8 protein-coding genes are annotated in these 8,683 nt (G+C 47.7%); 2 read left to right on the top strand and 6 right to left on the bottom strand.

The genetic code is table 11. The features are described from left to right. Positions 1-415: 415 nt before the first annotated feature. The 5 genes from sdaAA to DW720_RS15180 all read right to left on the bottom strand — a co-directional run bounded on the left by sdaAA (position 416) and on the right by DW720_RS15180 (position 5,534). Positions 416-1,330, bottom strand: coding sequence for an L-serine ammonia-lyase, iron-sulfur-dependent, subunit alpha (gene sdaAA, locus DW720_RS15200; RefSeq protein WP_118742931.1), 915 nt, complete (start codon positions 1,328-1,330; stop codon positions 416-418). A gap of 42 nt (positions 1,331-1,372) precedes the next feature. Then, positions 1,373-2,032 (bottom strand): L-serine ammonia-lyase, iron-sulfur-dependent subunit beta, encoded by a 660-nt coding sequence (sdaAB, locus tag DW720_RS15195; protein WP_118749808.1) that lies wholly within the window; start codon positions 2,030-2,032, stop codon positions 1,373-1,375. 21 nt (positions 2,033-2,053) lie between these two features. Continuing rightward, positions 2,054-2,818 (bottom strand): SDR family oxidoreductase, encoded by a 765-nt coding sequence (locus tag DW720_RS15190; protein WP_333549887.1) that lies wholly within the window; start codon positions 2,816-2,818, stop codon positions 2,054-2,056. Positions 2,819-3,029: 211 nt separating this feature from the next. Then, entirely contained in the window at positions 3,030-3,902 is an 873-nt protein-coding gene (locus DW720_RS15185) for a phosphoribosylaminoimidazolesuccinocarboxamide synthase (protein ID WP_022359439.1), read from the bottom strand. A gap of 348 nt (positions 3,903-4,250) precedes the next feature. Further along, on the bottom strand, positions 4,251-5,534 hold the full coding sequence (locus DW720_RS15180) for an O-acetylhomoserine aminocarboxypropyltransferase/cysteine synthase family protein (RefSeq protein WP_107000465.1): 1,284 nt from the start codon (positions 5,532-5,534) through the stop codon (positions 4,251-4,253). Positions 5,535-6,083: 549 nt separating this feature from the next. Here DW720_RS15180 and DW720_RS15175 point away from each other — a divergent pair. Then, complete coding sequence (locus DW720_RS15175; protein WP_118293863.1) at positions 6,084-6,512, top strand: Rrf2 family transcriptional regulator; 429 nt, start codon at positions 6,084-6,086, stop codon at positions 6,510-6,512. A gap of 93 nt (positions 6,513-6,605) precedes the next feature. On the opposite strand, the gene DW720_RS15170 is transcribed toward DW720_RS15175, so the two are convergent. Then, the gene (locus DW720_RS15170; RefSeq protein ID WP_182427958.1) at positions 6,606-7,124 is read right to left on the bottom strand and encodes a MazG nucleotide pyrophosphohydrolase domain-containing protein; all 519 of its coding nucleotides are present in this window, start codon (positions 7,122-7,124) and stop codon (positions 6,606-6,608) included. Positions 7,125-7,657: 533 nt separating this feature from the next. On the opposite strand from DW720_RS15170, the gene DW720_RS15165 reads away from it, so the two are divergent. Further along, on the top strand, positions 7,658-8,596 hold the full coding sequence (locus DW720_RS15165) for a DUF4392 domain-containing protein (protein ID WP_118570162.1): 939 nt from the start codon (positions 7,658-7,660) through the stop codon (positions 8,594-8,596). Positions 8,597-8,683: the final 87 nt, after the last annotated feature.

Raw genomic sequence — 8,683 nt, 5'->3', positions numbered from 1 at the left:
TTTTCAGGGTTTTACATACTGTTCAGTTTTCAAGGTTCTTTGTTGTTGCCTCAGCAGCAACTTTTATAGTTTATCAAAAGTTTTTGCTTTTGTCAACACTTTTTTATTTTTTACAAATCCACGTTTTTTCGAAATTTTTCTGAGTTCATCAAGAATCTTCAAATCATTTCTTTCGTTTCGTGTTTTGTTTTTGTCCTTGTCTCGAAGACGTATGTTATGATACCAGAGCATTCCCGGAAAGTCAAGCATTTTTCTAAATTTGCTATTTTATATGTTTTTTTGTGATTTTTAAGAATATTCTGGCATCATTTAAACAGAGCTATTTCTATATTGCTGTTCTTTCTTCTACAATTTCATTTTCTAATCAGCAGCTGGAACAGTTCTGACAGGTTCTGCAATCGCGTGCTGTCTGGCTCTATTGATTTTCATTGCCTTCCCGGGTTTTCTTAGCAATGTGTTCCTTCTTTCCCATCCGTTCTGCTATCTTTCTGGCGCTCTCGGTCACTGCCAGACCGCCTTCACTCGTCTCGCGTAAAGCAGCCGGAAGCGCATTGCCGATCCGGCGCATGGAATCGACGACCTCGTCTGCCGGGATCGCGCTCTTGATTCCCGCCATTGCCATCTGCGCGCTGACCGCCGCATTGACGGCGCCAGCGGAATTCCGCTTGATACACGGAACTTCAACCAGACCGCAGACCGGATCACAGGTTAGTCCCAACATATTTTTGAGGGCAAATGCCGCTGCATTCGCGATACACTCCGCATCGCCGCCCTGCAGATATGCCAGCCCCCCTGCTGCCATCGCACTTGCTGAACCAATCTCCGCCTGGCATCCACCCGATGCACCGGCGATGCTCGCATTTTCTGCAATAACCGCACCGATTCCTGCACTGACAAAGAGCGCCTCGACCATCCGGTTCTCCGTTTCCTTACAATATTCCTCATACGACAAAAATACCGCCGGAATCACCCCGCATGCGCCCGCCGTCGGAGCCGCCACGATTCGTTTCATACAGGCGTTGGACTCTCCCATTTTCACCGCTTTTTCCATCACAAGCCCCATGTATCCGCCCGCCAGGCTGCGACCGGAGGCATTGTATGCGTGCAGTTTTTCTCCGTCGCCGCCCGCCATTCCACTTGCCGAGACGATCGAGCCGTCGTATTCCTGATCTGCCTGGCGCATCGCCTGATACATCTGCCGCATTGTTTCAAACGATTCTTCCACCGTCACCTGGCGTTCCTGCACATCCGCCAGAAGAACCACCTTCCAAAGCGGAATCTGATATTCGTTCGCTAAGCGGATTAGATCATTCACTGAATGATATAACATTTCCATTTTCCCGTTCCATTCCTTTTCTTATATGAACCCTTCCTATCGAAGACTTAAATACGTTACCTTCCTGATGCCCTCCTGGCGGCGCAGCCACACAAGCCCTTCTTCCGGAATCTCTTGATCACACTCAATAACCATCACTGCCATGCCGCCGCGCGCCGCACGGTAGAGCTGCATCGTCGCAATGTTGATCGATTTGTGCGCCAGCATCGCCGTCACATCCGCCACATGTCCCGGCTGATCGTCATTGTGGACAACCAAGGTTGGATAACTGCCGGAAAAATTAGCATCGATCCCATCAACCTTCGCAATATTAATCCGTGAGCCACCCAGGGATTCACCTACTACCGTCAGGCTGCGCCCAGAAACGCCCTCAAGCTCCAGTTCCGCTGAATTTGGATGCGCCTCTTTTAAATTGGCTTCCTCAAAGGAAAACTCAATCCCCTTCTCCTCTGCCAGGTGGAAGCTGTCCGGAATCCGCATGTCGTCCGGCACCATTCCTAAAAGTCCCGCAATCAGCGCTTTCTGGGTTCCGTGTCCGGTTCCCGTTGCCAGAAATGAGCCGTACAGACCAATCCTTGCCCGCTTAACCGGTTCCCCAAGAAGCTTCTGCGCCACAAATCCAATCCGAACCGCGCCCGCTGTGTGGGAACTGGACGGTCCGACCATCACCGGACCTACTATATCAAATAGATTCATATTTCTTTCCTTTTCTCTCGTTTACTTCGCCAGGTAGCCGCCATCCACCGGGATTACCGCTCCCGTTATATATTCTGCCGCGTCACTCGCTAAAAACACGGTAATTCCTGCCAGATCCTCCGCCTTCCCCCAGCGGTGCATCGGGATCCGCGCCGTTACCTCTTCATACTGATCCGGATTTTTGGCTTTCATGTCCGATGTGAGCTTTGTCTCCATATAACCAGGTGCGATCGCATTGACGGTCACACCACACGATGACCATTCATTGGAGCAGGCTTTCGTGAGCTGCGCCACACCGCCCTTACTTGCCGCGTATGCCGGTATCATCACACTTCCGAAGAAGGAGGTCATCGATGCCACATTAATAATCCTGCCGTATCCACGCTGCAGCATATCCCGCGCCGCCAGCTGAGACATCTGGAACATAGCACCTAAATTTACTCGCAGAATCCGATTCCACTCTTCCATCGGAAAATCTTCTGCCACGCACCGGTGCTGAACTCCCGCACAGTTTACCAGTATATCCGCCTGACCATCAAGACTTTCCACCAGACGCTTATAGATATTCGGAACCTCCTCTTCTCTTACCAGATCTCCCACTATTCCGTGAACCACCACACCGGTTGTCCGTGCAAGCGCATCAGCGCTCTCCCGCACCTTCTCACTTGTTCCCAAAATAGCAACCTCCGCCCCAGCTCTGCACAGTCCCTCTGCCATGCCATAGCCGAGTCCTCTGGTTCCGCCCGTAACGATCGCTTTTTTCCCCTTTAAGCTAAATAAATCCATGAAATCGCGCATCTTTTATTTTCCCTTTCAAAAGCACACATCTGTAAACAGCCCCTCTGCTGCAGATTACGAACTAGCGATATATTTGTTTTTTATTTCCATATATAAAAGCTGCCGCGAAACAAGAATTTCATTCTTTTCACAGCAGCTTTTTTTCTTTTATTCAATGCATTTTCTTCCGCTACCTGACCGGCTGCATCGAGCGATCCGCTTATGCCAGCTTTTCGCCGGTCAGCATCTCATAGCTCTGAAGATATTTTTCAATGGTCTTGTCCACAATCTCCTGCGGGAGTGTCCAGTCATTGCCCGGATGAGCGGTCAGCCAATCGCGTGCAAACTGCTTGTCGAAGGACGGCTGGGAATGTCCTGCCTCGTAGCCCTGTGCCGGCCAGAAACGGGAGCTGTCCGGAGTCAGCATCTCATCACCAAGAACGATGTTGCCATTCTCATCCAGACCGAACTCAAACTTGGTATCTGCGATAATGATACCTTTTTCCAGTGCGTACTCCGCACATTTTTTGTAAAGTGCAATCGTGTATTCACGCAGCTTATCTGCATACTCCTTTCCCTTGCCCGGGAAGTATTTTTCCAGATGATCTACGCTCTGCTCATAGGAGATGTTTTCATCATGATCGCCAATCTCTGCCTTAGTGGACGGTGTGTAGATCGGCTCCGGCAGTTTGTCAGACTCTTTTAAGCCTTCCGGCAGTTCAATTCCACAAACCTTTCCGGTCTTCTGGTAGCTTGCCCAGCCGCTTCCTGTGATATAACCGCGGACGATGCACTCAATCGGAAGCATCTCAAGCTTACGGCACATCATGCTCTTTCCTTCGAATTTCTCCTGCTGGAAGAATTCCGGCATGTCTTTTACATCTACGGAAATCATGTGATTCGGGATAATGTCTTTCGTCAGGTCAAACCAGAACTTGGACATCTGTGTCAGTACCTTGCCTTTGTTTGTCACTTCATTATGTAAGATAACATCAAAGCAACTGATACGATCCGTTGCAACCATAATCAGGCTGTCTCCATTGTCATAGATTTCACGGACTTTTCCTTCTTTAATCGGTTTCATCTCCTGCATTTTTTGCACCTCATTCTTAAATTTTATGGTGGAATCCAGAGCCCCCCTATATCACAAATGTACAGCTCTGTATCCTTCTATCTGATAAATTACCACTTACCCGCCCTTATTGTCAAGACTCGCCTACCCGTTTCCTCCTTAAATCCCAACAATTCAGCATTTTACCCTGTGAAAGGCGGTTTGGTATGAATTTTTCTACGCCTTTTTCTTCCAAAATGGAATAGTAAAAATGCAGCGTTATCTGCCGTTCTTCCCTGCTTAAAGAAGAGTTGGCAAATGACACCGCATTTTATCAATTTACCATTTATTATGTATATGACTCGGATTCTCAGCCCGACACACTCTTACTTATTTCAGAGCTGCAAATCCACGCTCCAGATCCTCGATGATATCGTCGATATGCTCGGTACCAATGGACAGACGGATGGTGTTCTGCTTAATGCCCTGATCGGCCAGCTCCTCGTCGGTCAGCTGGGAGTGGGTTGTTGTTGCTGGATGGATAACCAGGCTCTTTACATCTGCTACGTTTGCTAACAGGGAAAAGAGCTGCAGGTTGTCGATGAACTTATGAGCTTCTGCCTGTCCGCCCTTGATCTCAAAGGTGAATATAGAAGCGCCGCCGTTCGGGAAATATTTCTCATACAGGGCATGATCCGGATGATTCGGCAGAGACGGATGATTTACGTGCTCTACTAACGGATGTTTGGACAGGTACTCAACAACCTTCTTGGTATTTTCCACATGACGGTCGATACGCAGAGACAATGTCTCAGTTCCCTGAAGAAGCAGGAATGCGTTGAACGGGGAAATCGTAGCGCCCATATCACGCAGAAGGATAGCACGGATGTAGGTAACGAATGCTGCCGGACCTGCTGCCTCTACGAAAGATACGCCGTGGTAGCTCGGATTCGGATCTGCGATTGCCGGATATTTGCCGCTTGCTTTCCAGTCAAATTTACCGGAATCTACGATGATGCCGCCCAGAGTGGTTCCGTGTCCGCCGATGAACTTGGTAGCGGAATGTACGACAATATCTGCGCCATGCTCGATCGGGCGAATCAGGTACGGTGTACCAAATGTATTGTCAATGACTAACGGAAGTCCGTGTTTGTGTGCAATCTCAGCGATCGCGTCGATGTCCGGGATATCACTATTCGGATTTCCGAGAGTCTCCAGATAGATAGCACGGGTATTTTCCTGAATTGCACCTTCTACCGCTTCCAGATTATGAGCATCTACGAAAGTTGTAGATACACCGAAATGGGAAAGTGTATGCTCTAAAAGGTTATAGCTGCCTCCGTAGATGGTCTTCTGTGCTACGATGTGACCGCCGTCTGCTGCCAGTGCCTCGATTGTATATGTAATAGCAGCTGCGCCGGATGCGGTTGCCAGTGCTGCAACGCCGCCCTCCAGTGCTGCGATTCTCTTCTCAAATACATCCTGTGTGGAGTTGGTCAGACGTCCGTAAATGTTACCGGCATCTGCCAGACCAAAACGTGCTGCCGCATGGGCGGAATTTTTAAATACATAAGAAGTGGTCTGATAAATCGGAACGGCTCTAGAATCGGTTGCCGGATCCGGCTGCTCCTGACCTACGTGTAACTGAAGAGTCTCAAATCTATAGTTTCCCATCTCAAAATACCTCTCTTTCTTTTTCTGGAAGTTTATTTCCTAGTATGTAAATTCGTTTTTATTTTATATTCATTTTTTTATTTGAGCAAGCGTTTTTCCATTTATTTTCAAGCTTTCTATAAAATAATTGCTTTTTCCGCAATATTATATTTGCTTATGCAAATGTATATTTGGCTTTTTGGGTAAATAAAAAGCCGGACCGCTTAATCTTCTTTAAGCTCCCGGGCAAATGGCTTGCATCTTAAATCGTTGTCATTCTCTTGAACGGCAGATATGCAAATTTACCTGACCATATAAAATGCCCGGGAATTACACATTCGACAACAACACATCAGATTTCCGTTCCATACAATATTCTGTCTTGCCATTGTATCTGCCTCCTTTTCATTTTCATGTTCTTTCCGAACTCGATGGCTTAATGATACTCTTATAAACCAACTTTGTCAATAGGTATTAGGAAAAAACTTTTTTTCTTTGTTTTCCACGCTTTTCTCCTTGAAAGTCCTATTACCTTGCGTTATAATTGGTTAATAGTAAGGAGGTTACCGAATGATATCAACAAAAGGAAGATACGCCCTGCGCGTTATGATCGATCTGGCGGAACAAAATTCTGCTGGATATATACCACTGAATGAAATTGCCACCCGTCAGCAGATTTCTGAAAAGTATCTGGAAATCATCTTGAAGGTTCTGGTCAAAAATAAATTACTGGAAGGACAGCGCGGCAAAGGCGGCGGTTACCGTCTGACCCGTCCGATGAATGAATATACCGCCGGAGAGATTCTGGAACTGACCGAAGGCTCTCTCTCTTCCGTTGCCTGCCTTGCACCGGATGCGCCGCCGTGCGAACGTCAGACAAGCTGCGTGACCCTGCCGATGTGGAAACGCTTTGATCAGGTTGTACACAATTTCTTCTATAATATTACTTTAGAAGATCTGGTAAAAGAAAGTCAGTCTTTGCCGAAAAGTACGAATTAGCATTTATAAATGAACGAAGGCATTCCATTTTGACCGAATGCCTTTTTATATATAGATTTTTCTATTTATTTCAGTATTGAAGCATCTCAAATGTTATTTTTTGATGCCTTTCCGCTCTTTTGCCCGCTCGAGCAGTTTCCCCGCCTCTTCCAGTGCTCCCGGAAGATACGCTTCCGTCCACTCTTTTCCGGCTTTTTCCTGCTTCTTGATTGCATCCCAATCCGTGACCGATTCTCCCTGTTCGGACAGCATCGACTTACCAAACACGTGCGGATGGCGGCGGATCATTTTTTCACTGGCGCCATCCATGACCTCCCGTATCGTAAACAGTCCTTCTTCCTCCGCGATCTGGGCGTGAAGAAGAATCTGCAGCATTAAATCCCCCAGTTCTTCTTTCAGGTTCTCCGCATCGCCGGTCGCCTCCCAGATATTGATACCGCCAATCACCTCTGCCGCTTCTTCAATGCAGTACGGTTTCAGCGATGTATGCGTCTGCGCCCGATCCCACGGACAGCCGTCCTCGGCACGGAGATGGCGGACTACCTCGCAGAAGCGCATGAACGATGCGGCGCGGTCATTTTCTTTTTTTATCTCATTTGATTCTCGTTTCATTCTCTCTATCCATTTTCTTGTCTGCTTTTATTTCTGAGCTTGTTTATATGCCTATTTTGTAGCTGTTCAGTACCTTCACAGCCACAAGCAAAAATCCATTAAAAATTGCCTACGGCAATGGGATTTTTGCCTGCTGACCCATATTTTCGTACGGTCAGCGCAGTAAATGCGCTGACCTACTGAACAGTTACCCCATTTTTTATTATATTCCAAATTTTGCTTTCTGTCAGCCGTAAAATAAATTTGGAATTGACAGTCTGATATTTTTCATTTACAATATAAGTATAACAAAACAGATTCTTTTATTTATCGGGACTCCTGCCCGGATGCTCCCTTCGTAAATAAGAGCCATGAATCTTACAGGATACGTGGGTCTTTTTTTATTGCACATGATTCCGATACAGCTACCATACCGGACTACTTCCAATCTTTTTTGATTTGGAAATTATCCAGTAAATAAGCGCTCGGATCATCCAGATAGAAAATCCCCTGTCAATTTCTGCACAATGCAGTATACCTGGAGGATTGATACCATGACTTTTTATGAAACTTTAGATTCAATTATGAAACAGGATTTTGGCGGTCGCGGACTTTTAGCATCTCTGCCTGCTTCCCCACTTGCGGCTGTGTCTGCTTCTCTCGCCCATGCGAAAAGAGCCGTTCTTTTGACCGGTTTCCCGGTTCGAATGCCAGACGGTTCTATTACCGGCGAGACGGATGGACCTTCCGGAACTGCCAACCTCGCAGCAGCGCTGACGGCAGCTGGCTGCGGCGTGTCAGTCGTAACCGACTGGTCTTCTTATCCGCATCTGGAAGCGGCTCTCCGCTTCCGCGCTCCGCAGGCAACCTTGATCCGTCTGCCGGAACAGAATACGGATAACTTTATCCGCACCTTTATCCGTGATGCAAAACCGACCCATCTGATCAGCCTGGAGCGCCCAGGTAAAGCTGAAAACGGACATTATCATAGCATGCGCGGTGAACAGCTCGACGACATGATCACGGATTCGGCTCTTTTCCTGTCTGCTGCCAGAGAAGCTGGTGCCACGGTCATTTCCATCGGAGATGGCGGCAACGAGATGGGAATGGGGACCTTCCGCCGTGAAATTCTCGCAGGTGTTCCACACGGCGAACTTATCTGCACCGCAGAAGCAGCAGACCTGACGCTGGCAAGCGGCGTTTCCAACTGGTGGGGCTGGGGCATTGCCTCCCTGCTCTCCCTGGAATTAGGACGGAATCTTCTCCCTTCTGACCGCACCGAGACAGAATTGCTCCGCCGGGTTGTGGCAGCAGGCGGTGTGGATGGATGCACGAAAAAAGCGGAACTGACCGTTGATGCACTCCCTCTGGAGACGCATCTGAGGATTTTGCAGTCTGTCCGCAAATTGACCGATGAAACACTTAAAAAGCAGACAGCAAAGAGAGAAACTCCTTATTTTTACAGAGAGCGGAAGGTAATGGCAGCTGTTTAGGGACTTTTGGTTTTTTATTTGTTTTCATTTTCATAAAAAAGGGGCTGTCGCACTAAGGTGCGGCAGCTTCGTGTTTTTATCCAACAC

The organism is Clostridium sp. AM27-28 (assembly GCF_003480955.1).
In the GTDB taxonomy this organism is placed as follows: domain Bacteria; phylum Bacillota; class Clostridia; order Lachnospirales; family Lachnospiraceae; genus Otoolea; species Otoolea fessa.
The sequence above is the reverse complement of the archived record's forward strand: the minus strand, read 5'-3'. Positions and strand labels throughout refer to the sequence as shown.